This is a genomic window from Desulfatibacillum aliphaticivorans DSM 15576, assembly GCF_000429905.1.
Lineage (GTDB): Bacteria > Desulfobacterota > Desulfobacteria > Desulfobacterales > Desulfatibacillaceae > Desulfatibacillum > Desulfatibacillum aliphaticivorans.
In genome coordinates this window covers 179,720-203,926 of record NZ_AUCT01000008.1, presented here as the reverse complement: position 1 = coordinate 203,926, position 24,207 = coordinate 179,720, and the positions used below count along the sequence as shown (strand labels likewise).

15 protein-coding genes are annotated in these 24,207 nt (G+C 57.0%); 13 read left to right on the top strand and 2 right to left on the bottom strand.

What is annotated here, in order from left to right:
- The first annotated feature begins 57 nt into the window (after positions 1–57).
- The 7 genes from G491_RS0109605 (at position 58) to G491_RS0109575 (ending at position 10,741) form a co-directional block, all read left to right on the top strand.
- Positions 58–765 carry a GntR family transcriptional regulator gene (locus G491_RS0109605; RefSeq protein WP_015947929.1) on the top strand — a complete coding sequence of 236 codons (708 nt, stop codon included), beginning with the start codon at positions 58–60 and terminating at the stop codon, positions 763–765.
- Positions 758–2,353 (top strand): FAD-binding oxidoreductase, encoded by a 1,596-nt coding sequence (locus G491_RS0109600; RefSeq protein ID WP_028314442.1) that lies wholly within the window; start codon positions 758–760, stop codon positions 2,351–2,353. Before G491_RS0109605 ends, G491_RS0109600 begins: the two co-directional genes overlap by 8 nt.
- 72 nt (positions 2,354–2,425) lie before the next feature.
- Positions 2,426–3,982 carry a glycerol-3-phosphate dehydrogenase/oxidase gene (locus G491_RS0109595; protein WP_169829413.1) on the top strand — a complete coding sequence of 519 codons (1,557 nt, stop codon included), beginning with the start codon at positions 2,426–2,428 and terminating at the stop codon, positions 3,980–3,982.
- 33 nt (positions 3,983–4,015) lie between these two features.
- A complete protein-coding gene (locus tag G491_RS0109590; RefSeq protein WP_028314440.1) occupies positions 4,016–5,575 on the top strand; it encodes an FGGY-family carbohydrate kinase in 1,560 nt (519 codons plus the stop codon).
- Positions 5,576–5,677: 102 nt separating this feature from the next.
- Positions 5,678–7,285: a tetratricopeptide repeat protein gene (locus tag G491_RS0109585; protein ID WP_084511461.1), complete on the top strand. Its 1,608-nt coding sequence runs from the start codon at positions 5,678–5,680 to the stop codon at positions 7,283–7,285.
- A gap of 14 nt (positions 7,286–7,299) precedes the next feature.
- On the top strand, positions 7,300–9,303 hold the full coding sequence (locus G491_RS0109580; RefSeq protein ID WP_028314438.1) for a tetratricopeptide repeat protein: 2,004 nt from the start codon (positions 7,300–7,302) through the stop codon (positions 9,301–9,303).
- A 160-nt stretch (positions 9,304–9,463) separates the two neighbouring features.
- Positions 9,464–10,741 carry a radical SAM protein gene (locus G491_RS0109575; RefSeq protein ID WP_028314437.1) on the top strand — a complete coding sequence of 426 codons (1,278 nt, stop codon included), beginning with the start codon at positions 9,464–9,466 and terminating at the stop codon, positions 10,739–10,741.
- Between the two features lie 397 nt (positions 10,742–11,138).
- Here G491_RS0109575 and G491_RS0109570 read toward each other — a convergent pair whose 3' ends face one another.
- Together G491_RS0109570 and G491_RS33660 are read right to left on the bottom strand one after the other, a co-directional pair.
- Positions 11,139–11,864: a hypothetical protein gene (locus tag G491_RS0109570; protein ID WP_028314436.1), complete on the bottom strand. Its 726-nt coding sequence runs from the start codon at positions 11,862–11,864 to the stop codon at positions 11,139–11,141.
- A gap of 440 nt (positions 11,865–12,304) precedes the next feature.
- Positions 12,305–15,448 carry a sigma-54-dependent Fis family transcriptional regulator gene (locus G491_RS33660; protein ID WP_051327149.1) on the bottom strand — a complete coding sequence of 1,048 codons (3,144 nt, stop codon included), beginning with the start codon at positions 15,446–15,448 and terminating at the stop codon, positions 12,305–12,307.
- Between the two features lie 310 nt (positions 15,449–15,758).
- Here G491_RS33660 and G491_RS0109560 point away from each other — a divergent pair, with 310 nt between their 5' ends.
- From G491_RS0109560 to plsY, 6 genes are all read left to right on the top strand, one after another.
- On the top strand, positions 15,759–17,534 hold the full coding sequence (locus G491_RS0109560; protein WP_028314435.1) for an acyclic terpene utilization AtuA family protein: 1,776 nt from the start codon (positions 15,759–15,761) through the stop codon (positions 17,532–17,534).
- Positions 17,535–17,548: 14 nt separating this feature from the next.
- Positions 17,549–19,126, top strand: a complete 1,578-nt coding sequence (locus G491_RS0109555) for a class I adenylate-forming enzyme family protein (RefSeq protein WP_028314434.1) — start codon at positions 17,549–17,551, stop codon at positions 19,124–19,126.
- A 307-nt stretch (positions 19,127–19,433) separates the two neighbouring features.
- Positions 19,434–21,299: an acyl-CoA synthetase gene (locus G491_RS0109550; protein ID WP_028314433.1), complete on the top strand. Its 1,866-nt coding sequence runs from the start codon at positions 19,434–19,436 to the stop codon at positions 21,297–21,299.
- A 158-nt stretch (positions 21,300–21,457) separates the two neighbouring features.
- Positions 21,458–22,234 carry an enoyl-CoA hydratase/isomerase family protein gene (locus G491_RS0109545; protein ID WP_028314432.1) on the top strand — a complete coding sequence of 259 codons (777 nt, stop codon included), beginning with the start codon at positions 21,458–21,460 and terminating at the stop codon, positions 22,232–22,234.
- Between the two features lie 575 nt (positions 22,235–22,809).
- Positions 22,810–23,109, top strand: coding sequence for a hypothetical protein (locus G491_RS0109540; RefSeq protein ID WP_015947917.1), 300 nt, complete (start codon positions 22,810–22,812; stop codon positions 23,107–23,109).
- A 225-nt stretch (positions 23,110–23,334) separates the two neighbouring features.
- Positions 23,335–23,934 (top strand): glycerol-3-phosphate 1-O-acyltransferase PlsY, encoded by a 600-nt coding sequence (gene plsY / locus G491_RS0109535; protein ID WP_028314431.1) that lies wholly within the window; start codon positions 23,335–23,337, stop codon positions 23,932–23,934.
- Positions 23,935–24,207 lie beyond the last annotated feature (273 nt).

Below are 24,207 nucleotides of genomic sequence, written 5' to 3'. Positions count from 1 at the left end.
GTAAAAAAGTATTGACATGGGCGGCCAAACTGGTATGACCTCTTACCAGGAGGCGCCATGGAAGACGCTAAATTGCTCAAACCGGCGCAATACGCCGAAAATCAAATTCTCACCGCCATCCTGGAAGGGAAATACCCCCCCGGCGCGTGCCTCCCCGGAGAACGCGCCCTGGCCCAGGAGTTGGGGGTGACAAGGCCCACCCTTCGGGAAACCCTGCATCGCCTGGCCGCGGAAGGGTGGATCGCCATCCGCCACGGCAAGCCCACCATTGTCAACGATTACTGGACCAAGGGCGGGCTGGGCCTGCTTTCCACCATGGCCAGGTACGGCCAGTTTTTACCCAAGAATTTTATTGTGCATTTGCTGGAGCTGCGCTTGGTGCTCATACCCAGCGTGGCGGCCATGGCCAGCGAACGCAATCCCGAGGATTTAGCCAGGCATCTGGCCCTGGCCAAAATCTTGGATGACGATCCCGAGGCTTTTGCCCAATATGATTGGAGCCTGCAGGAATTGATGGCCAAGGCCTCCAAGAACTTTACCTTTCCCATGATTTTGAACGATTTCGGCCCCCTGTTTAAAAGCCTCGCTCACACGTATTTTTCTTTGGCAAAGGGCAGGGCGGCCTCAAAAAAATATTACTCAAGCCTGGCTCGAGCCTTGGAACTGGGGCCGGAGGCGGTCAAACAGGCGGCCCGAGCCGCCATGCAGGACAGCATTGCAATCTGGAATGATTTGCACCAGAAGGAAGGGGGATTACATGATTAGGTATAATGGATGGGGAGACGAGTCCGTCACCATGGAAACGGCCAAAAAGGGCCTTGAAATGCTAAAGGATGCTGTAGGCCCCGGCCAGCCGGGCGAAGATTGCCCTTTAGCGAAGATATTGGCCAAGGTCGGCGCCTCGCGCCTTCCCGAGCACAGCTTGTTGAGCCGGGAGCCCATGGACCGCTATACCCACGCCCACGGTCAGAGTCTGCCGGATTGGATCGCCATGCGCGGGGGAACGCTGGAAAACTTTCCCGACGCCGTGGCTTATCCCACCACCTCCCAGGAAGTGGAGGACGTCATGGAATACGCCCAGGAAAACGACTGCCTTGTCATTCCCTACGGCGGAGGCACCAGCGTGGTGGGGCATTTGAACGTACCCAAGTCGGACCGGCCGGTTTTGTCCCTTTCCCTGGAGCGCATGACCCGGCTGATCGACCTGGACCGCTACAGCAGCCTGGCCAATTTTGAAGCCGGAGTAAGAGGCGTGGACCTGGAGGCGCAGCTTCGGGCTTTGGGCTACACCCTGGGCCACTATCCCCAATCCTTTGAATATTCCACCCTGGGCGGCTGGGTGGTCACCCGGTCCAGCGGCCAGCAATCCATGCATTTCGGCCGGATCGACCAGTTGTTTTTAGGCGGCGAGATGATTACCCCCCGGGGGACCATGAAACTCCCGGTGCTTCCCGCTTCCGCGGCGGGCCCTGACCTGCGCCAGTTGGTCCTGGGCTCCGAAGGCCGCATGGGCGTGCTCACCAACGCTTCGGTCAAGGTCCAGCCTTTGCCTGAGATGGACCAGGTTTACGGCATGATCTTCCCTACCTGGAACCACGGCGTGGACGCCGTGCGCGAGTTGGCTTCGGCCAGCCTGCCATTGTCCATGATGCGCCTTTCCAATCCCAAAGAAACCAAGACCAACCTGGCTTTGTCCGGACACGAAACCCAGACCAAGCTGCTGAACCAATATCTTTCCATGCGAGGGATTGATCCCGAAAGAGCCTGTATGGCGTTGGTGGGCGTCATCGGCGCCAAAAAGATCGCCCGGGCCGGCAAGTCCAAGGCCTGGAGCATTGCGAAAAAGCATCGGGGCGTGATCATAGGAAAGACCATGGGCGAGTCCTGGGAGAAAAAACGTTTTCTCATCCCGTACCTGCGGAACACCCTGTGGGAGCAAGGCTACGTGGTGGACACCCTGGAAACCGCCGTTACCTGGGACAAGGTGACCAATCTGCTGCAATCCATAGACGGCGCCGTCACCGACGCCATGGCCGGATTTGACGAAAAGATTCATGTCTTCACCCACCTGTCCCATATCTATCCCATCGGGTCCAGCATCTACACCAGCTATGTTTTCCGGCTGGGGGAAAATCCGTCCCAGACCTACGAACGCTTTCTGGCCCTGAAGAGCGCGGCCAGCAAGGAGATCGTCAAGGCCGGCGGAACCATCACCCATCAGCACGGGGTTGGAACGGACCACAAGGCCTATCTGCCTGCGGAAAAAGGCCCCCTTGGCATGGAAATTCTGCAGGACGTCGTCAAATTGTGCGACCCGGACCAGAGGATGAACACGGGCAAGCTGCTGGACTAAGGGCCTGGAACAAGGTATGAATAAAGACTAATTACAGTTTTGGCCTTGTTGATGGAAAAAGGAGCAACGACAATGAGTTTCAAAGATTTGCCCAAGGAATTCGACCTGATTGTTATTGGCGGGGGAATCACTGGCGCCGGCATCCTGCGGGAAGCCGTCCGGTGCGGCCTGCGCACCCTTTTGGTGGAAAAACAGGATTTCGCCCAGGGAACGTCCAGCCGCAGTTCCAAGATGGTGCACGGCGGCTTGAGATATTTGAAGGAAGGCAAGATTTTTCTCACCAAAGCGGCGGTGGAGGAGCGCTGCCGCCTTTTGAACGAAGCCCCTGGCCTGGTGGAGAAAATGGGCTTTTTATGGCCTATCTACAAGGGCGAGTCTCCGGGCAAGCATTCCCTGGAAATCGGCCTGACCTTGTACGATTTCATGGCCCGGGAAAAGCAGCACGAGTATTTTCACTCCGGCAAATTTCTTTTGCTTACGCCCCATGTGCGGCAGGATAAGCTCATCGGCGGCTTCAAGTTTTTTGACGCCCAGGTGGACGACGCCCGGCTGGTCATGCGTCTCATCAACGAATCCAGGGATCTGGGGGGGACCGCCCTGAACTATACGGCCGCAACGCAAATTCTGCGGGACGAAGAAAACTGCGCTGTCGGCGTCGCCATCCAAGACGTGGAAACCGGGGAGACCTTCACTGCGGCCTCCCGGGCGGTCATCAACGCCACCGGCTGGTGGGCCGAGCATCTGTTTCCCTCCCCGGTGGAAGGACTGCATATCCGTCCCCTGCGCGGCAGCCACATCCTGTTTCCGGCCCACAAGCTGCCTGCGGCCCAGGCAGTGGCCTTCGCCCATCCCGTGGACAAGCGGCCGATTTTCGTCCTGCCCTGGGAAGGCGCCACCATGGTGGGCACCACGGACCTGGACCACAAGGACGATCCCTGGGCCGAACCCGCCATGAGCCGGCGCGAGCTGGACTACATCATGGACGGCATCCACGGGGTGTATCCTTCTTTGCAGATTGCCGAGTCGGACATTATTTCCAGCTTCGCAGGCGTGCGTCCGGTGCTCAGCCGGGGCAAAAAGGACCCGTCCCAGGAATCCCGCGAGCACGTGGTGTGGGTGGACAAGGGGCTGGTCACCATTATCGGCGGCAAGCTCACCACGTTCAGGCTCATGGCCCTGGACGCCCTGGAAGCCTCCGAACCCTTTATGGAGCGCATTCCCCAGCACAAGCCGGGCGAACCCATATTCGCGCCCGTCCCCGCACAAAAACCGACGGACGACAAAGGCCTCACCGCCCAGGCGTGGCGCAGGTTGTACGGCAGGTACGGGGTCAAGGCCCCTCAATTGGTTGAGGAAGCCCCGGAAGGCGCCCTGGAAGCCGTGGGCGACACCGAAACCCTGTATGCAGAACTGCCCTGGGCCGCCAAAAATGAAACCATCCGGCGCCTTTCGGACCTCATGCTCAGGAGAACCCGCCTGGGCCTGTTGACGCCCAAAGGCGGCGAGGAGTTTCTGGACCGCATCATCGAGTATTGCAAGCCGTACCTGGATTGGGACGATGAACGCTGGGAAGAGGAGCGGGAAGCCTACCTGGAACTGGTTAAAAAAGCCTATTCCATTCCGGCCTGACAGCCGCAACGCTCATAAAAAGGGGGGAGCATTGTGAGCGCAAAGGATTTGCTGCTTGCCATAGATAACGGAACCCAGAGCATCAAAGCCCTGCTTTTCGACCCGGAGGGAAACCTCCTGGCCAAGGAGCAGGTGCATTTTGAGCCGTACTTTTCCATAAAACCGGGCTGGACCGAGCAGGACCCATTGGTTTACTGGGACTCGCTATGCACGGCCTGCCAGAGGTTATGGAAGCGGGAAGGGGTGGACAAATCCCGCATCGCCGGAGTTTCCCTCACCACCCAGCGGTCCAGCGTCATCAACGTGGACGACAAGGGAAATCCGCTCAGGCCCGCCATGCTGTGGCTGGATCAGCGCAAGACGGAAAACCATCCGGGCGCCGGACCTTTGTGGAACGCTTTGTTCGCCGTCGCCGGCGCCAAGTCCACGGTGGATCATTTTCTCTCCGAAGCCCAATCCTCCTGGATCATGACCCGGCAGCCGGAAATCTGGAAGAACACCCACAAATACTTGCTTTTGTCAGGCTATCTGACTTTCAAACTGCTGGATAAATTCGTGGACTCCACATCCAGCCAGGTTGGGTACATTCCCTTCAACTATCGCAAGCTCAAATGGGCCAATTCCCTGGACTTCCGGTGGAGAGCCCAGGGCTTGAAGCCCCGGCAAATGCCGGAACTCATCGAAGCGGCCAAGGTTTTGGGAGAAATTACTTCCCAGGCCTCGGAGGCCACGGGCATCCCAAAGGGGCTGCCGCTCATAGCGGGCGCTGCGGACAAGGCGTGCGAGGTGCTCGGCTCAGGAGGACTGGAGCCTTCCCTGGGCTGCCTCAGCTACGGCACGACGGCCACCATCAACGTGGCCAGCAAAAAGCCGGTCTCGCCGTTTTGGCTGGCGCCGCCGTATCCAGCGGCCATTCCCGGCGCCTACAATATTGAGGTGGAAATTTTTCGCGGATACTGGATGGTAAGCTGGTTCAAAAAGGAGTTCGGCTTTGAAGAGCGTATGGAAGCCATGGAAAAAGGCACGGAGCCGGAAATCCTTTTTGAAAAGCTGGTGGAGGAGGCTCCGCCCGGTTCCATGGGGTTGATGCTTCAGCCATATTGGACTCCGGGCATCAAGCATCCGGGGCCGGAGGGCAAAGGCGCCATCATCGGATTCGGCGACGTGCATACCAGAGCCCATGTATACCGGTCCATCCTGGAAGGGTTGGCCTACGCCTTGCGGGAGGGCAAGGAGCGCTTGGAAAAACGCACCGGAACGCCCATCAACCGGCTGGCGGTCTCGGGCGGAGGATCCCAGAGCGACAGCGCCATGCAGATAACGGCCGACGTGTTCGGCCTGCCCGCGGTGCGGCCCCATTTGTACGAAACCTCAGGCCTTGGCGCGGCCATGATCGCCGCCGTGGGGCTTGGTTTGCACAAGGATTTTAGTCAGGCGGTCTCCGCCATGACAAGGCCCGGCGCCGAGTTTCTTCCTATTGAGGAAAACCGGCAGCTATACAATCGCCTGTACAAGGAAGTTTTCCTTAAAATGTACAAAAGGCTGGGCCCCATTTATAAAAGCATTCGGGACATCACGGGATATCCTTCTTAGTGAGATAGGGATTCTGTCCACAAAATTCATAAGATTTTACCGACTGCGGCTTCTTCGCGGGTATCTCTTGATGGAACATTACCCTTGTAGTATAAGCACGTTATGCAAAACAGTCGCGCCCTCATACTTTGGGCTATTGGCCTTGGACTGATTTCATTCGGGTTGTATTGGCAGACGATGCATTTCGGCGCCGTCAACCTGGACGATCCCTGGTATCTGGTCTCCAACCCCCAGGTCAATCAGGGCTTGAGCTGGCAGGCCGTCAAGCACGCCTTCGGCCCGGAGCAGGCCACATACTGGCATCCCATGGCGACCCTTTCGGCCATGACCGACTTTTCCCTGTTCGGCCCCCGCCCGGGGGGGCACCACTTTTCCAGCGCACTCATTCATGCGGCGACCGCCGCTCTTTTTTTTCTGGCCCTCCACGCCATGACCCGCCAGCTCTGGCCAAGCCTTTTGGCGGCTCTGTTGTTCGCTGTGCATCCCATTAATGTGGAGGCCGTGTGCTGGCTGACGCAGCGCAAAACCATCCTGACCGGATTGTTTTGTGCGGCCGCGCTTTTATCCTACGCCCATTACGCCCGCAAGCCAGGCTTCTTAAGGTATTTGTGGGTGTTCGCGCTCACCGGATTTTGCGTGATGTCCAAGCCTTCGGCCGCGCCCCTGCCCGTCGCTTTGCTTTTGATCGATTATTGGCCTTTGCAGCGCTTTTCCCAATCCAGCCCAGTGCGGCTGATCCTGGAAAAAATCCCTCTGCTTTGCCTGAGCCTGGGAACCATGATCATGACCTATATTACCGGCCTGCCTTACGGCGGCTTGAATCTGGTCCAGGGCGTTCCCGTGATGTTAAGGCTGGAAAACGCGTTCGTGGCAACGATCGTGTATCTGGGCAAGTTTTTTTACTCCATGGGCCCGACGGTGTACGTGCCGTTCCCCGACGCCCTCCCTTTTTGGAAGCCGGTCCTCGCCATTGCGACATTGTGCGCCGTGGCAGCCCTGGCGCTGCGATTTTGTAAAAAGGCCCCGCAGTTGATTGTGGGGCTGCTTTGGTTCTTGATTTTTTTAACCCCGGTCATCGGGGTGATTCAGGCGGGCGTGTTTCCCGCCTGGGCGGATCGCTACGCCTATTTGCCCTATTGGGGATTATACATAGCCGCGGCCTGGACCCTGTTCTCCTTTAAAAAAGCCGGCTTCGGGTTGGAAAAATTGGCCTCCGCCCTGGCCGCGGTGTGGATTTGCCTGCTGGGCTTCTCAGCCTGGACTCAGGCTGGCGCGTGGGCCAATGACGTCGCCCTGTTCAGCCGGGCCGTCCGAAACGTCCCCAACAGCCTGATGCTGCGGCATAATTACGGGGTGGCCCTTATGGGGAGCGGAAGATACGCCGAGGCCGTAGATCAATATGAAAAAGCCCTGGCTCTTATTTCCCCGGAAGACGGGCCGGGTTACCCGGCGTACCTTCGTTTCAGCCTGGGCAACGCGCACTTGGGAAACAAGGACGCCGCCTCGGCCGAGCGGGAATATAAGGCAGCCATCGCCCTGGCGCCCCGGTTTTTTCAGGCGTACAATAACCTGGGCCTTGTTTATTGGGGCAGGGGGCTGGAAAATAAAGCGCAGGCGTGTTTTAACAAGGCCTTGGAGATAAACCCAAATTTTCAGGACGCTAAAAACAACCTGGAAGACATGGGGCGAAGCGGGGAAGCGCCGAATTAGGCGCTGGAGCGACTATGCTGGAGGGGGGCGCAAAAAAGCTGAGCCGGGAGTGGGGGATAGGCATGGGGTTGGTCGCCCTGGCCGTCCTGATGGTCTATTATCCCGCATTCGACTTCAGCCTGATATCCGCGGGGGATTACCAGGTTATCTTCGGCAACCCCATCGTGCGCTCCGGCCTCTCCATGGAGGATTTGCCTCAAATTTTCGCCCTGGAAAGCGGCAAGCCCTGGGGGCCTCTGGCCGCATTCGCTCACGCCGCCGTGTTCAGGATCTTCAAAGACTCCGCAGCCGCCCACCATCTGGTCAATATGGGCGTGCATTTGATCAACTCCTGGCTTGTGCTGCTTATTTTAAGCCTGTCCACCGGGGATAAAAAGAAAAGCATCCTGACCGCCTTGTTTTTCGCCATCCTGCCGGTCAGCGTAGGCGCGGCCGCCTGGATCGCCCAATTGCGGGCCTTGCTCTGCGCCATGTTCTGCTTGGCCGGCGTTTTTCTTTACGTCCTCAAAAAAGGGGAGGGCGGCCGGCGTTGGCTGGCCGCCGTGTTGTTGTGCCATGTCAGCGCCCTGTTATGCGGCCCCGAGGCTATTGCCTTTCCGGTCATGCTTGTCATCCTGGATTACTGGCCTTTGGGGCGGATGGATGATGACGCCGGATTAAAAAGGCTTTTCCGGGAAAAAACTCCCCTGCTGATTGCTTCCGCCATGGGCATGGCCTTGGCCTTAATCCCTTATCGCTCCTTTGAGTGGAATGCCGGTATAACGGATCTTTTTTACAGTCAGCTCGGCCATCTTTCTTATTGCCTGAAAACGATTTTCTCCCCGGAAGGGCTGACGATTTTTTACCCTTACTTCGTCGAGCCAATTCCTTACGCCCTCAAGATTTTTCAATCCGTGATCCTGCTGATGACCTGGCTCATATACAAGGCGTCGGAAAAGCGCCCGGCCCTTTGGGCGGGCTGGCTTTGGTTTCTGCTCGTTCCGTTTGGAACGCCCTTCTGGCTGCAAGGCCCGGCCGAGTTCATTTTTGCGGATTGGCACGTCTATCTGCCGTCCATAGGGCTGATTTGGGCGGTGGTCTGGCTGTTTCCCTCTTATGAAAAGACGGCCCATTTTAGAACCAAAGTTCTCGCCTTGATTTTAATCGCCGCCCTGATCCCCAATTATCTGGCGGCCCGCGATTACCTGAACTCCTGGAAGAACGACAGGGAGGCCTTTATGCGGAATCTCCATTTTTATCTGGATTATCCGCCCTCTCTGGTTGGCCTGGGGAACTGGCTGACAGCCAATGGATATGAAGAGCTTGCCTTTTCACGATTTTACAAGGCCGTGGAGGTTGATCCCGGCTACGCGCCGGCCCATTATTATCTGGCCAACGCCCTGGCCGCCCAGGGCGACTATTCCGGAGCCGAGGCCCATTATCGGGAAGCCCTCCGCCTGAAGCCCGGCGCCGTGCGCGTTTTAAGCCGCCTGGGCGCTCTGCTGATCCGTATGGGCAGGCCTGATGAGGCGGTTCCCTTATTGGAGAAGGCGCTTCGCGCCGACCCGGCGGGAGAAGAGCCGCTGACCACCCTGGCCGGAGCGCTGGCGTCCCTGGACATGCTCCATCAGGCGGAAAAATATTATAGGACGGCTATGGATCTGCATCCGGACTCCGGGGCGGCCGCCCAGGGATTGGCCGAGGTGCTGGTTCGCACAGGACGTCCGGAGGAAGCCGCGCCCTTGTTGGAAAATAATCTCGCCATGGGCTTTAACAAGGCCGAAACCCATTTCTCCTTGGGGGACGTCTACCTGCAAATGCGGGACTATCCCCAGGCCGCTTCTCAGTTTCGCATGGCCATAGCCGAAGATCCCGGCCTGGCAAAGGCTCATAACAGCCTGGGTGCGGTCCTGCTCATGATGGGCCGGAAGCAGGAAGCCATGGAGCAGTTCTCCAAGGCCCTGGACCTGGACCCCAACTACGCCATGGCCCGAAAAAATCTGGAGTACGTGCAAAAGCTGATCTCCGGCGGAAAATGACAATTTAAAAGCATGGCTTCCTGCATTGATTCCGGCTTGTTTGACGAGCCCCTTATTTTTTGGGAAGATGAAGGTTCCAGGGGGATGCGTCGCAAACAAGGAGGAGTTGCTCCCCAAAAGCGGAAATCTTTATGTGATCAGGCGAGAGGCGAATAAATCCATGGCAGTATATCCGCAGCACCAAATAACCATCAACGGAGAAAAAAAGGGCCTCCAGGCCAAAGGGAAGCCCGGGTTTGACCTTAGATACGGGAAGTATTCGGAGATCATCACCCCGGAGTATGAGTTTGCATTCAACCTGAACGGCGAGATCAAATTCATCAAGGGCAGAACCATGGAGTGGCCCCATCCCTTCGAGCAGTTGAAGCGGACCGACGGCAACGACTGGGTGTACTACTCATGCGGAAAAGAGGGCGGAGAGCGGGGCGTCATATTCTGGCTGGGCGAGTATTACCTGCCCTGCCTGCCCTATCCCAACAATTCCCTGGACCGGGCCGAGTATTTTTCCAATCCCGTTGTGATGAAGGCTCTGGGCGCCTGGTCCATGCTGTTCGGAACCCTTTACGAACTCCAGGCCAACGGGCTCCAGCCCGGAGACAAGGATCTGGTGGAGCGCATTCTGGCCCATGACGACAATACTCTGTATCAGCGCTCCAAGCGCCTCCAGGAGATTATCGGCGGCAGGGTGAGCGTGCTTCCCCCGGACACCCGGCACGTGGATTACGAAGTCGTTCCCCTTTCCATTTCCCAGGGATGCCTGTACCATTGCGACTTCTGCTGCGTGAAGTCTTCCAACAAGTTTCAGGTGCGGGAAAAACAGGACATCCTGGAGCAAATCAAAAGCCTCAAGGAGTTTTTCGGCCGCAACCTGGAAAATTACCGCGGGTTGTTTCTGGGCGATCATGACGCCCTGGCCGCCGGCGAGGAAGCGATCACCTTCGCCGTCAAGGAAGCCAAGGAAATCCTGGACATAGGAGGGAGCGGAGCGCAACAGCCTTTGCTGTTTTTCTTTGGAAGCGTGGGGGCCTTTTTAAAATCAAAGCCCACGCTCATGGACGCCCTGAATCGGTCCGGCTTTCGGGTCTATATCAACCTGGGCTTCGAATCCGTGGACCCGGAAACCCTCAAGTTCATCAAAAAGCCCATCACCCGGGAACACGTACTGGAAGCCTTTGAAAAAATGCATGCCGTAAATTCCCGGTATGAAAATGTTGAGGTCACGGGCAATTTTCTCATGGGCGAAAGGCTGCCCCAAGGCCATTTTCCGGCCCTGGAGGATTTGCTTAAAAACGCTCCCGGGCCTTCACGAGGCAAAGGGGCGGTGTATCTTTCCCCCTTGAAAAACAGGGGGGAGGACGAGCAACTGCTGGATCGCTATTTTGACCTGAAAAGCATCAGCCGCCTGCCGGTGTTCGTGTATTTGATTCAAAGGTTGTAGGGGCGACTTCCGGCAAGAGCGTGGGATTACCTTAAAATGGGAATGTCGGGTTGCTGCGCACGAGCTTGCCATATTTCGAGTTCGGGCGCGGCAAAACAGAGTCTATACGCCTCAAATTTCATTGTGCAGCTTCGCGTAACCCGACCTACATAATACCTTGAAATCATGCATGTTACAGTTGGGTCGCGTAGGTCGGGTCACGCGGAGCCGTTATGTATTTATTTAAAATTCAAAGGCGCCTGACCTGCCCGGAATGATATGAATTCCTGAAATCCCCCGCGAAGCGACCCGACAAGAAGCTTTTTGTCTTGGGGAACTGGGAGCCCCCCTTAGCTTCCTTCCCTTTTTATCCAATTGCCGCTTGCCAGCCGCCCTCGACGCCTTTCTATGGAGTTGCTTACTTGGTTAAGGAATTCTCAAAAAATTCATCGTCATTTATTCTTGGAAATCCGATTGCCCCATGTAAGTGATAGGCAAACTCAGAAATGTCCGAATCAGAGCTTGAGCCGGCCATTTTTATCAAATGAGGGAACCTATTGCAATTTTCCTCAGCGACTAATGCTCCATACTTTCTTATTAACGAAACATCGGAATTCATCATGGAGACGATTTGCATTTCATCATAAGAAATGGCGTTTATGAGCGCATCCAACCCCATTAAGTGATGTGAGTGCTGACCTGCATCTTTGCCTTCTAACATATTTATTGCATTCATAATTTGGGCTTTATTGGCATTTGCGAGCAACCTCATCGCAAGACGCCGAATAACAACATCATCACTTGTCAAGGAAAATACAATAGACAGAAACTTGTTAAGATGCTCTCCAAAGGAACAAATCATTACAACTTCCAATGCATGGTACTTTATGTAGCGATCTTTATGATCCACTAAGGGCATCACGTCATCCATAAGAGGAACGGCGTCCCTCCCTAACTCAGACGCAACCCAAATGGCCGCTTGTTGAACAACAATATTACTGGAAGCAAGCAGTGGGCTCAATTTGTTTAACGGATACCCGTGAAAACATTCCTGCAACAATGAATAAGTCTTTCCTTCATCGTCAAACCTATAGGGGGCTTCCAAAAGTTCCTTTATTAACAGATCTCCCGGATTCGTATCCATTATGAACCTCCCAAACACTTTTCAATCCATTTGATTAACGCCTGTTCCGCAGCTTGTTTTAACCCAGGGTTATACACTTTGAATGTCGGGTTGCTGCGCGCGAGCTTGCCATACTTCGGGTTCGGATGCGGTAAGGCGGAGTCTATACGCCTCAAATTTCATTGTGCAGCTTCGCGTAATCCGACCTACATAATACCTTGAAATCATGCATGTTACAGTCGGGTCGCGTAGGTCGGGTCACGCGGAGCCGCCGTGCATTTATTTAAAATTCAAAGGCGCCTGACCTGCCCGGAATGATATGAATTCCTGGAGTCCCATGCGAAGCGACCCGACAAAAATTCGTTTCAAACCATGGAACGCCCGAAATTCGTCAAAATGTTTCCGACTGTGCTTTCCGTGTCTTCTGCGGTTGAAAACAATGGCCAGGAAGGCGCTCCCGATTATTCTTTTTTCCCCACGTCTTTTAGACCCAGCTTGTACATGCGGGAGTACAGGGTGGAGCGCTTCATGCCGAGTATTTCCGCGGCGCCGCCCGGGCCGTCGATGCGGCCTTTGGTTTTTTCCAGCACCTTGGTGATGTACCGGCGTTGCACCTCTTCCATGGTGGGCGCTCCGCTGAAAAAATCCCGGCCTTCGGCCTGGACTCCGCCCCGGATGTCCAGGGCGGGCCTGCGCCCTCCCGAGAGAATCACGGCCCGTTCGATGACGTTTTTCAACTCCCGCACATTGCCCGGCCACGAGTAGCCGGTCAGCATATCTTCGTCGCGCCTGTTGAAGTTCAGGGGCTTGAAGCCGTATTTGGAGCAGTAATGGTCCAGGAAATGGCGCGCCAGCACAATCACGTCGTCCCCCCGCTCCCGTAAAGGAGGAAGAACCAGATGGATGACGTTCAGCCGGTAATACAGATCCTGGCGGAACCGGCCCTGCTCCACCTCTTTTGCCAGGCTTCGGTTTGTGGCGGCCACCAGCCGGAAGTCGGATTTTACGGCCTGGGCGCCCCCGACCCGGTGGAAGGTCCGGGATTCCAAAGCGCGGAGCAGCTTCACCTGGGTCTGGGGGGGCAGTTCGCCGATTTCGTCGATAAACAGGGTGCCTTCGTGGGCCATTTCGATCAAGCCCAGCTTGCGGGAGTCCGCGCCGGTGAAGGCGCCTTTTTCGTGGCCGAAGAGCTCGCTTTCCACCAGGTTTTCCGGGATGGTGGTGGAGTCCACGGTCACCATGGGGCCTTTGGACCGGTTGCTGAAGTGGTGAATGCGTTTGACCAGCAGCTCCTTGCCTGTGCCCGTCTCGCCGGTAACCAGCAAAGTGGCCTCTGACCGGGCCGCCATTTCCGCCTGCTCCAAAATCTGAAACATGGCTCTTGACCGGGTGATGATGGAATCGTCCTTGCGCTGCCCGAAACGGATTTCCTTGAACGAGGCCAGGCGGCTGGCCTCCTGGCGCAGCCGGATGCATTCCACCAGATTATGGACGTACCGGGCCAGGTGCTCCGCGCCCAGCTTGAGCAGGGAGTGGGGAACCAGGTCAAAGGCGTCGTTCACGTACATGCTTTCCAGGTATATGACTCCCCGCAGATGTCCGGGGGCTAAGATGGGCAGGGCCAGGGCCCGCCGGCGCCCGAGTTCGGCCGGGGCGTCCGGGTCCTGGGGAAGCCCTTCCACGATCACCGCGTCCTCATGAAACGCCCTGGCGACCAGATCCAGGCTGGCGCGGAAGGACGGAGATCCGGTTTCCTGCCGGGACAGGTTGCAGCCCGTGCGGAAAATCAGGGAGGCTTGGTCGTTGGGATCGGGGACGAACAGCACGCCCCGTTCGGCGATCAAAAGCAGCAACTGCCTGCGGATGACCTCGTACAGCAACTCCTCCTCGTCTTCGATTTGATCCAATACTTTGAGGGCGTTCATGTATCTGGCGATAAAGTTTTCCAGGCTGTCTTCCGCCTCTTGCCAACGCCCTTGTTCGTCCAGCAGCCGCTGCAACTCCACAGGCAGCAGGTCTTTGTCCAGGCCCATGCCCCGGATTCTCTGCCAGACCTTGAAGGCCACGTCAGCAGCCTGCCCTTGGTTTCCTTCCGCAAGGTGCAGCATGGCTGCGGCGATGAAGGTTTTGTTCTGGGCGAACACTGCGCCTACCTTTTGGAATTGGCGAATGCTGGATTCAAAATCCTCCATGGCCAATAGCGGGCTTTCCCCGTTGCGCAGCCGCTGCTCTCCCCGCAGACGCATGCCCACGCCGTTGGAAAGCACCCCTTCCTGGTTCATGGCCCGCTCCATTTGTCTTTGATAATTCCACTTGCCCAGCGAGGCGTCCCGCTCCTGCCGGTTGAACTCGGGCAGCATGTCCACGATGAACAAACTGGAGAGCATGGGAGCGGTGGCGGCCTGCCGGCCCTCCACCAGGGCCTGATGCAAAATAGCGAAGGATTCCTGGTTCCGGTCCTCGTAATAGGCATGGATCGCCATGCCGGCCCGGGCGATGAACAGGGCGTATTCGTTGTTGGCTTGGGTTGCGTCTTTAAGCGCCTCCTGCAAGTGATGCAGGGCCTGGGGATTTTTTCGCGCCGTAGCCAGGGCCAGGCCCAGCAAGGCCCGGGCGATGCAAGCCACGGCGGACCACCCCATGTCGCGGGCGAGAATCCAGTAGGAGTGGAAAAAGCCCAGGGCCCGGGGAACCTGGCCGTTGAAAAACAGGGTAATGCCCAGGTTCCATAGGATGGTGGGGTAAAAAAGCAGCCGGTCCTGGTTTTGGGCGAAGGATTGCTCCGCCGTCTGAAAGTATCCGACGGCCTCCAAAAATTTTCCCTGGTGGATGCTGCAAAGCCCCAAAAACTCGGCCGCGGCCTTGTGGATGTCCGAATCTCCCAGGCGCTCCACCTCCTCCTTGCCCTGGATGAGCATAGCCATGGCTTCGCCCGGCCGGCCGTAATAGGCCATGAGCCGCCCCATGTGCAGGCAGGCCAGGGCGTGGGACCGGTCGTCGCCTGAATTTCTCGCCACGCCTATGGCGGTTTTCAGATAAGCGGACAACACCCGCATGCCCCTGCCCACAGCGTAGGAAAGGTTGGACAGTTCCAGGGTGGATTCGGTGTACAGCCGATCCACGCCGATTCGCCCCATGGTGATGTGGCTGTGGAGCATGGCCACGCCCCGGCTCAATCGCCGGTACGCCTCGTCGTGATCTTTTCTGGCGAGGGATTGGTGAGCCCGCTCCACCTCGATCTCCCCGGCCTTGTCCATCCTGCCCGCCCTGGCCTGGATCCGGGCCATGATTTCCGGCCCCAGGGAGTCGGTCAGGCCCAGGTCTTCGATTTTATCCGCCAACAATCCGTTCAGCCTGTCCGTGTTGCGCACTTCCAGGTCCAGCCGGAGCTTGTCCGGCAGGCGGGAGCTCAAGCGCAGCAATCCTTCCCCGGCGTCCTGTATCCATCCTTTTTCCCGGCAATGGACCAGAAGTTGGTCCAGGGACCGGGAGTCCACGGGCGCCAGAGCCTGGGCCACGGACTGGCTGACCGGGGCGCCCAATGCTTCCAGGGCGGTGAGGAATTGCCATTGGTTTTCCTGAAACGGGGGCGGGGCGGGGGGCATGGGGCTTCTCCAAGGTTAGGGTTGGGGGGATTATGGCGAAGAAAGGGGGTTTCGGTCAAGGAAATTCGCCGATATTTCGACAATTACGCCGATATATCGGCATATCGGGGGCGATGCCAATACAGGGAGTTTTGAAATTGGCCATTAAATCAAGCTATTAAAAAATTATTAACCCCTGGCACGCTCCTTGCTCACATAAAAAGCACCGGATCGTCCCCCCGGGCGATTGCAGTACCGCCGGGCCGGTGAAACCCGGCGCTGTCAGGCCTTATCCATAAATTCAAACAATCTGATTATTGAGGTGCACATTATGGCCGAGCCAAAGACGTTATTTGACGATAAACTCATCATCGCCAATTGCAGCGGCTTCTTCGGAGACCGTTTTTCCGCAGCCAGGGAAATGGTGGAAGGGGGCCCCATTGACATCCTGAGCGGCGACTATCTGGCGGAGCTCACCATGGCCATCCTGGTGCGCCAGACCATGAAAGACCCCACCAAAGGCTACGCCCATACCTTTCTGAAGCAAATGGAGCAGATCATGGGCCAATGCCTGGATAAAAATATCCGGGTGGTCTCCAACGCCGGAGGCCTGAACCCCAAAGGCCTGGCCGACGAACTGCAAAGGGTGGCGGGCGAATTGGGGCTGCATCCCAAAATCGCCTATATTGAAGGGGACAACATCCTGCCCCGCATCGCCGAATTGCAGGAGCAGGGCGAAAACTTCGCCCACCTGGACAAGGGCGTCCATTTGAAAGACGCCGGCGCCATGCCCATTACCGCCAACGCCTATTTCGGCGGCTGGGGAGTGGTGGAAGCCCTGACCCAGGGCGCGGACATCGTGGTGGGCGGCCGCCTGGCCGACGCCGCCGTGGTCATGGGGCCCGCCGCCTGGAAATTCGGGTGGAAGCGGGACGACTGGGACAAACTGGCCGGCGCCGCCGTGGCTGGGCACATCATTGAGTGCAGCGGCCAGGCTACCGGAGGCAACTACTCCTTTATCGACGAAGTCCCCTCCTACGACAACGTGGGCTTTCCCATCGCCGAAATGCACGAGGACGGCTCCTTCGTCATCACCAAACATCCCAACACCGGCGGCCTGGTGTCCGTGGGCACAGTCACGGCCCAGCTTCTTTATGAAGTCCGCGAGCCCAGATACCTGACCCCGGACGTGGGCGCCCGGTTCGACACCATCCGGATCAAGCAGCAGGGCCAGGATCGGGTGGAAGTCTCCGGCGTATGCGGCGAGCCGCCCCCGGACACCACCAAGGTCTGCATCAACAACCTGGACGGCCACACCAACTCCTTCACCGTGTTGTTGACGGGCCTGGATATCGAGAAAAAGGCGAAAATCCTGGAAAACGCCCTGTTCAACAGCATCGGCGGCAAGGAGCAGTTCCGCAAGGCCGAGGTCCAGCTTATCCGTACGGATCGGGAAAACCCGGCCTCTAACGAAGAGGCCTTCGCCTATCTGCGTCTGTCCGTCCTGGACCCGGACCCGAAAAAAGTGGCCTTGTTTTCGGCCAAACTGGTGGAGCTGGCCTTGTGCAATATTCCGGGATTCACCGGAACCGCGCCCCCGGCCAAGGGCCGCCCGGTAATCCAGCATTGGCCCACCCTGGTCTCCAGGGACAAGGTGGTCCAGAAGCTCTTTTTCGACGGCAAGGAAATGGAGATCGAACCCGCGCCCATGGGCCGGGAATTCCCTCCGGTGAAAAGCCTGGAAGTCTCCATCCCGCCCGTTCCTTCGGACGAGAAGGTCGCGGCCCCTCTGGGCAGGGTGTTCGCCACACGGTCCGGCGACAAGGGCGGAAACGCCAACCTGGGCGTGTGGGGCAAAACCCCCGAGGCCTATGCCTTCCTGCAGGATTTTCTCACCGTGGACAAGCTGAAGGAAATCCTGACCGACATGGCCGGGTATGAAATCGAACGTTACGAGCTGCCAAACCTGTTGGCGCTCAATTTTTATATCATTGGCGTGCTTGGGGACGGCGTTTCCGCGTCCCTGCGAATGGATCCGCAAGCTAAAACCCTCGGGGAGTATCTGCGGGCGAAAACCGCGGACATCCCCCGATCATTGTTACCATGATAAAAGGAGGGAGTATGAGCGAGATTATCCAAGCCAGCACCGTAGGCGAAGCCCTGGAAACGGCCGCATCCAAACGGCCCGGCAGCCCCATGTTTTATTACGAGGACAAGGAGTATTCCTTCGCCTCAGTGAATGAGACCGCGGATCGGGTTGCCATGGCTCTCTTAAACATGGGTTTTGTCCGCGGGGACAAAATAGGCATCATAGGCCTTAACCAGCCGGAGTGGCTGTACATGTACTTCGGCGCGGTGAAAATCGGCGTGGTAATCACCGGGCTCAGCGTGCGGTATCGGGATACGGAGCTGGAATACATCCTGAACCAGAGCGAAACCCGGGCCGTGCTTACGCTCGCCTCCCTCGGCGAAATGAATTACGTCAGCTTTTTCGAAGGATTCAAGCCCCGCATTCCCAACGTCAAGGAGTTCATATTCATGGGCGGGCCGGGCTTTAAAGGGAGCTTTTCCTTTGAAGACATGCTGCAAACCGAAATCGACAAAACCAGGCTGGACCAGGCCAAAGCGGCCGTGGAGCCGGACGACTCCATCATGATCATCTATACCTCCGGCACCACGGGCGTCCCCAAAGGCGCGGTGTTAAGCCACAAAAGCCAGTTGGCCTCGGCCAGGGGGCAGGCTGTGCACACCTCCACCTGCCCGGACGACAACGTGGCCCTGGCTCTGCCCTTCAACCATGTGGGGGGCGTCACCTGCGGCGTGCTAACCAGCCTCTTGGGCATGGGCAAGTACATACTCATTCCCATGTTCAGCCCGGACCACATTGCGGCCCAGATTAAAAAATACGGATTCACCACCGCCAGCGGCGTTCCGACCATGCACGCCCTGGTGTTGATGAACGAAGCCTATCAGGCCCTGGATCTTTCTCAGTGCCGCATGGCCATCGTGGGCGGCTCCAACGCCGACGACACGCTCCTTAAAAAGATATACGACTCCTATCCCAACGCACGGGTTATGAACCTGTACGGCCTGAGCGAAACCTCCGGCGCCGTGGTTTTAAGCCCCTGGGACGGAGACTTTGAAACCACCCTCAAATCCATCGGCAAGCCCATTGCGGATTTTGAAGTCAAGGTGGTGGACGAGTCCGGAAAGGAAGTCGCCCTGGGAGAAACCGGCGAACTGTGCTTCAAAGGCGACGCCGTGACCAAAGGTTATTACAACATGCCGGAGAAAACCGCCGAAACCTTCAGGGACGGCTGGCTGCACACCGGCGACATGGGATACCTGGACGAAGAGGGCTTCATCTATCTGAGGGGCCGCAAAAAGGAAATGTACATCCAGGGCGGCTTCAACGTCTATCCTGTGGAAGTGGAAAACCTCATTGCACGCCATCCCAAAGTGGCTATGGTGGCCGGGATCGGCGTGCCTGACGAATACCTGGGCGAGGTGGGGCGCTACTACATTGTACCGTACCCGGACGCCAATCCCACGGAAGAGGAGATCAAGGCCTTCTGTAAGGAGCACCTGGCGGATTACAAGGTTCCCAGGGAGATCGTTTTCAGGGCGGAGCTGCCATTGACGCCCGCCGGAAAAATTCAGAAGTCCAAGTTGGAGGAAGAAGCAAAAGAAGGGAAATAACCAGTTAGGGGGCATGATTCGAGAACGGAAGGCCCGGGCTTTTTTCCGGGGGGATAGGCGCCCCGGCCCCGTCCGAATCATGCTCCCCTACTTAATCCCCGCCATGTTCTACCTCTTGAATGGAAACGTATTTTTGCTTGCCGGAAACACTATATCCTGTTAATATTCAATCTCTTGTTTTAATTTAACATTTCATTTCAATTGTTTTCCCGCGAGGGCGTGGACGCGGGAAAGTTTTCCTTTCGTCATTACAGCTCGTTAGACCAAGTTCACTGACAAAAACCTACAGACGTATTCAGGGGGAAGTATGCAGGAAATCAGGATTGCTTCGGTTGCAGACGTTGAGGAACTGGAAAAAGTTCCTTTTGAACAAAGGCTTACGGCGAAAAACACCTACGAAATGCTCAAGCAGGGAGCGGAGGTCGATCCCAACGCTCCGGCCATGAGCTTCATGCTTTCAGGCGAGACGTACAACAGCCCCATGACCGTGAACTACGCGGAGTTCTGGCGCAAAATCAACCAGACGGCCAACATGTTCCACGACCTGGGCATTGGCCCTACGGACGTCATTACCTACCTGCTGCCCAACCTGCCCCACACCCATTACATCCTATGGGGCGGCGAGGCCGCGGGCGTGGTCAACCCCATCAATCCCATGCTGGAGGCTCACACCATAGCCGATATCTGCGAGGCCGCCGGAACCAAGGTCCTGGTGGCCCTGGGCGAAGTTCCCGGCTCGGACATTTGGGAAAAGGCGGAAATGGTCCGGGAGAAAGTGCCCTGCATCCAAAAGATCGTGCGGGTGTTCGGCGCCGGCGATGAAGCCAACAACATCGTGGGCTTTGATGAAGTGATCGAAAACTACAACGGAGACTCCCTGGACTCGGGCCGGGAAATTCAGCCCCAGGACATCGCCTCGCTCTTCCATACCGGAGGCACCACGGGCACGCCCAAGCTGGCGCCCCACACCCATGCCAACGAAGCGGCCATGGCAACCATGATGACTATGAGCGGCATCATGAAAAGCTCCGACACCCTGCTGTGCGGCCTGCCCTTGTTCCATGTGAACGGCGTCATGGTCACGGGCGGAGCTCCTTTTTCCATAGGCGCCCACGTGGTTCTGCTGTCCCCCCAGGGATACCGGGATCCCGGCGTGCTCATGAATTTTTTCAAGATCGTGGAATTCTACAAAGCCGCGTTCTTCTCCTGCGTGCCCACGGTCCTGTCCGTTCTTTTGGACATCCCCACCGGAGATGCGGATATATCGTCCCTCCAATTCGCCCTGTGCGGCGCGGCGCCTTTATCCGTGGAGCTGATCCAGCGCTTTGAGGCCCATACCAAGATGAAAGTCCTGGAAGGATACGGTTTGACTGAAGGCACGACCGCCTCCTGCGTCAACCCGCCTCAGGGGGAACAGCGGGTGGGTTCCATCGGCATCCGTCTGCCTTACCAGGAAATGAAAATCATGATCCCCACGTCCTCCGGCGCCAAGGAAGCCGCGCCCAATGAAATCGGCGCCGTGTGCATCAAGGGCCCCAACGTGTTCACCGGATACCTGGACCAAACCAAAAACACGGACATCTGGATGAAGGAAGGCTGGTTCAACACCGGCGACCTGGGACGCCAGGACGAGGAAGGCTATTTTTGGCTCACCGGCCGGCAAAAGGACCTGATCATCCGCGGCGGGCACAACATCGACCCGGCCGCCATCGAAGAGCCCCTGTATCGCCTTATGGGCGTCCAGGTGGCTGCGGCCGTGGGCAGGCCCGACGCCCATGCCGGCGAGGTGCCCGTGGCTTTCGTCCAGTTGCAGCAGGGCTCCGAGTTGACCAAAGAGGAAATCGAGGCCCACCTGCAAAAGGAAATCGGAGAGCGGGCCGCCATCCCCAAGGAAGTCTATATTCTGGAGGAAATTCCTCTCACCCCGGTGGGCAAGATTTTCAAGCCCAGCCTGCGCCACGAAGCCGTTCGCCTGGCTTATTTGGATGAAGTCCAAAAAATCGAAAACATGTTCGAATCCGTGGACGTGACCGTGAGTGAGGACAAGGTCCATGGAACCAAGGCCCTCATCAAGGTGAAACCTCTGGCCGGAGTGACCGAGGATCAGGCCTGGAAGGCGGTCAACGACGCCCTGGCCCGGTTTACCGTGCGTTACGACATTCAAACGGAGTAGCCTTGGATTATAGTCCGGTTTGGCAAAAGCGCGTTGGGGGTATATAATGGCCGGTGAACTTGACCGGACATTCACCCTCAATGCGCTTTGTTTATTGCAAAGCAGGTTTTTTCAAAACAGCTCTCTGCAAGGGGCTGTTTAATTTAAGGAGTTAGATCATGAGCGACACAGTCCTCCAGGAATTCAATGACGGAGTTTTAACCCTGACCCTCAACCGCCCCGCCAAAAAGAACGCCTTCAACACCGAGCAATGGCTGGCCCTGGCCGACGCATTCGACCAGGCCCGGGAAAACGACGACGTGGGCGTGGTGGTGATGACCGGGGCGGGAAACGATTTCTCCTCCGGCCAGGACCTGGGGGAGCTGGCCGCCGGCCGGCCCGAGGGCGAGTCTCCGTACCGGGTTCTGGAACGCTCCATGGCCGCCTTTGACAAACCCCTCATCGGCGCGGCCAAAGGCATCGCCGTGGGCGGAGGCGCCACCACCTTGTTTTTTAGCGACGTCCTGTACGTGGGCGAAAGCCTGCGTATGCGCCTGCCTTTTGTCAGCCTGGGCATGGCCCCGGAATTCGCCAGCAGCTTTCTGCTGCAGCAGAATATTGGCGCCCAGCGGGCCGCTGAGCTCATGCTCACCGCCGAATGGATCAATGCGGACAAAGCCCTGGAATTCGGCATCGCCCGGGCTAAGTTTTCCGATGAGGAATTGCTGGTCAAAGCCCAGGAAAAAGCTGCTGAAATGGCCCAATGGCCGGTGAACGGGCTGCGGGAAACCAAAAAATGCCTCATGGTCTGGCGGCAGGCCCACATTGCGGCCACCCTGGCGCAGGAGCACGAAGCCATGACCAAGCAGGCGGGCAGCCCGGAAAACGTGGAAGCCATCATGGCGTTCATCGAAAAGCGGAAACCCGACTTCAAGAATCTCAAGAAGGAAAAATGACTCAACTTTCAAAAGAGTAGGGGGCGTCCCTCCGGGTGCATCCCCCTGCCGAAGGATGGACAGGATGGAGGGGCGCGTTTCCTACGACGTGGTAGTTGCAAGGTCTCCTCGCCGTAGTAGTTGCAAGGTTTCCTCGCGTAGTTGCGCGGTCCCCGCGCCGTAGAGGTTGCGAGAATAACATAGAACGTTGGCAAGGCAGCGTTCCGTGGTTTGGAATTTCCATGTCGGGTCGCTTCGCATAAGATTTCAGGAATCCATAGCGATCCGGGCAGGGAAAGCGCCTACGGACTTTTAATGTATCCAGGGCTGCTCCGCGTGACCCGACCTACGAATTTGCCTTTAATATTCATGATTTCAAATTGTTATGTAGGTCGGGTCACGCGAAGCGGCGACATTGAATTGGATGCCCAAAGGCGCCTCCTTACCATACCCGGACTTGAAATGTGGCAAGCTCGTGCGCAGCGACCCGACAATCCCAACCAAAGCCCGGGGATGTCCATAAAAATAACCCAGAGAGTTACTTAAAAGCTTAAGGACGTCCCCCCGAAGGACGATCCGTCATTTGGAGATATCTCATGAAGCTAATAGTAGACGTCCCGATTGAACTCCATGATGAGCGTTGGAATACCGCTTTGGAGATTGTCCGAAAGGAATTTGACGTTTCATTATTACCGACCAAGGATATGGTTTTTGAAGATGGGGCTTGGCACTATCCTAAGGAGATTTTGCATATAACTTACAATCCTTCTGAGGATTTTATTTTTGTTATATTGGCATCTGATGTTTTAGACGAAAGCAACTCTTTGGATATTCATTTATCAATGTTGAGTGACCACGGCTGGAAATCTTTCAAAGAACGAAGGGAAGAGACCTAACAATGCTATAATATAATCAGGATTGCTGGAAATCTCACATTCTCGGGGACGTCCGCTTCTTCGAAACTAACTCTCTGATTCCTGAAGATGTCCCTGAAAGCCCTTTGTCCGCCAACCTTGACAAAAGCCCGCCGCCGCTTAGATTTTAGGGGTCAGGTTTACAAAGAAACCCGTGCGCCCGATCCGGGCTGTTTTTTCACGCCTCAACCATAACAAGGTAACCCCATGTACTTTCCCTTTTTTCTGGCATTGGCTTATGCGCTGGGCTCCATCCCGTTTGGGGCGGTGCTCGCACACTGGCGCGCCGGCATGGACATCACCAAGGCGGGCAGCGGAAACATCGGCGCCACCAACGTCTTGAGGCAGGCGGGGCCGGCTTTGGGCGTCGCCACTCTGGCCTGCGACATGGCCAAGGGCGCCTTGCCCGTGCTGGGCGCGGCCTTGGTTTTGGGGACGGATGGCTTCTTAAATCAGACAGCCGTCGCCCTGGTTGCCCTGGCTGCGTTTCTGGGGCACTTGTTCCCCTTGTACTCCTTGTTTAAAAAGGGCGGTAAAGGCGTGGCCACTGCAGCAGGCTGCGTGCTGGTGTTGTCCCCCGTCGCTTTGGCCTGCGTACTTGTGGTTTTCGCCGCGGTTGTGGGGATTTTCAGGCGCGTTTCCCTGGGATCCCTGATTTCCGCCGCCTCCCTGGCGCCGTTGGTCTATTGGCAAACCCATTCCCTGCCCTACACCGGAGCGGCCCTGGCCGTCACGATTCTGGTCTGGTTCAAGCACGAGGCCAATATCAAACGCTTGATCGCCGGCGAGGAGTCCGCCATTTTTTGAGGCTGCAAGGCCTGCGGTTGGGCGAAAAGGCGTCTTTTGGCACAACCAAAGCCCTCCCAAAAACGGGAAAAAAACCTTGCAGGCCCAGACCTGGTGTGTTAAACAATATCGCTTTTGGCGTTGGGGAGCGTCTTGCACAAAATTCCCTGCGTCGGAAGTCTGGCTTTAATAGCCTGGAATAGCACGGAAAATTTTTTTCGTGCGTTTTTTATCATTTTATTTCGCACGTCTTCGGACTTGATTCTTGGTGCTGCGGGTGGGCCGCGGTGGGAA